This window comes from Photorhabdus akhurstii, from assembly GCF_018448925.1.
In the GTDB taxonomy this organism is placed as follows: domain Bacteria; phylum Pseudomonadota; class Gammaproteobacteria; order Enterobacterales; family Enterobacteriaceae; genus Photorhabdus; species Photorhabdus akhurstii.
This window is the reverse complement of record NZ_RCWE01000081.1, coordinates 1-1,475: the sequence shown is the minus strand read 5'-3', so window position 1 is coordinate 1,475 and position 1,475 is coordinate 1. Positions and strand designations below refer to the sequence as shown.

Annotated in this window: 1 protein-coding gene; it reads left to right on the top strand. The window is 61.0% G+C overall.

Going from position 1 to position 1,475, the window contains the following annotated elements; all coding sequences use genetic code 11:
- The first annotated feature begins 268 nt into the window (after positions 1–268).
- Entirely contained in the window at positions 269–1,258 is a 990-nt protein-coding gene (xerC, locus tag EAE93_RS23810; protein ID WP_214040718.1) for a site-specific tyrosine recombinase XerC, read from the top strand.
- The last annotated feature ends 217 nt before the right edge of the window (positions 1,259–1,475 follow it).

The following is a 1,475-nucleotide window of genomic DNA, read 5'->3' as shown; positions in this document are numbered from 1 at the left end:
CTGGTGCGAGGAACAGGGCGTAATATCCGCCGCTCAGGTCACTGAACCGTTACTGGCAAACTGGCAGCATTATCTGGCCCGGTACCGCAAGGCCAACGGCCAGCCCTATACGCCGGACAGTCAGCGCCGACGCCTGCGGTCCTTACGCCTGTGGTTCGACTGGTTGCAGCAACAGCACGCTATCCCGGCCAGCCCGGCGACAACCCTCGCCTCGCCAGACAGAAAAAAACGCCCCTCGGTGACGGAGACCCACGGTCAACCCGACGCCATCCCGGCCCGCTTCGCCACCTTACGCCAGCATCTGGCCGCCTGGCTGGAAGCCGTGCAGGGACAGGGGTTAAGTGAACGGACTCAGGAGTCCTATGAAGAGCGGCTGTTGCCGTTCGTCACCTGGTGTGAAGCCCGCGGAGTGATGACGGCGCCGCAGGTCAGCCTGCCGTTGCTGGAAAGCTATCAGCGCTGGCTGAGAAGCTACCGTAAAACGAACGGTCAACCCTACAGCCCGGGCAGTCAACGGGACCGGCTGAGTGTCTTACGTCAGTGGTTCCGCTGGCTGCTGCAACGTCACCATATCCTGTATAACCCGGTGGACAGCCTGGTGTTGCCAAAGGAAGAAAAACGGCTGCCGGCACAGGTGATGAATGAAGACGAAACCCACACGGTCTTAGCCGCCGCCAATATCGACACCCTCACGGGCCTGAGAAACCGGGTTATCCTTGAAGTGTTGTGGAGTACCGGTATCCGGCGGATGGAAGTGGCGAACCTGCTGTTAAGCGAGGTGGACTTCGGGCGTGGGGTGGTGCTGGTCAGACAGGGAAAAGGCAATAAGGACCGGGTAGTGCCCATTGGCGAGCAGGCGTTGCACTGGTTAAGTCGCTGGCTCAGTGTCCGGCCCCAGTTAACGCGGCGGGGTGACAGCGGTCACCTGTTTATCACCAGAAAAGGCCGGGGGCTGGCCAGAGGCACGTTAACCCAGATAGCCGCCGACAGCATCCGTAAACAGGCGCAACTGGCGAAACCGGGGGCCTGCCATCTGTTCCGCCACTCAATGGCGACCCAGATGTTAGAGAACGGCGCGGACACCCGGCATATCCAGGCGATACTGGGGCATGAGAAGCTGGAAACCACCCAAATCTATACGCGGGTGGCCATCGGTCACTTAAAGAAAGTGCATGAGCAGACCCACCCGGCAGAACGGAAGCCCGAACAGAAAACACCGTCAGACAACCCGCAGGCGGAGAGTGATAAGCCGGACTGAACGCCCTGTGTTGCCGGACAGTCTTTAAAGTTAGCCGGTTCCCTGTGAGCGAGTGGGGTGCAGTGAAAGGCAGACTGCGCGCGTCCCTGCGCACAGACTGCCTCCCTGCCTCCGGCGTGCCCGGCAGTAAATGCCGGCCGCCCGGCGCTGAACCCCGGCGTTCTCTGTGACCGTCGTTGCCGGTCAGCCGCCATTCAACATAATGTGGCATTAAGCG